The organism is Shewanella sp. AC91-MNA-CIBAN-0169 (genome assembly GCF_040310165.1).
GTDB lineage: Bacteria > Pseudomonadota > Gammaproteobacteria > Enterobacterales > Shewanellaceae > Shewanella.
Window position 1 is genome coordinate 1 of sequence record NZ_JBEOPM010000214.1, and the last position, 231, is coordinate 231.

Genomic DNA, 231 nt, shown 5'->3' on the forward strand with positions numbered 1-231 from the left:
TGTAATTACTCAAGCGCGCTGCTTCACGATTTAATGACCTACGCAAATATCAAACCCGCTATGTTGCAAATTGAGTCGCACCCTTATTTAACGCAAGAGCGATTAGTAAGATTAGCTAAGCAGTACGATATTCCGGTTACTGCGTTTTCACCACTGGGTGCGCTTTCATACCTTGAGCTAGAAATGGCTGATAAAACTGAATCAGTTCTTGAGCAAAGCGTTGTTAAAGCG

General features: G+C 42.4%; 1 protein-coding gene. It reads left to right on the forward strand.

What is annotated here, in order from left to right; all coding sequences use genetic code 11:
- The coding region (locus tag AAEY98_RS22730) for an aldo/keto reductase (protein ID WP_351019914.1) at positions 1-231 on the forward strand (231 nt) is incomplete at both ends.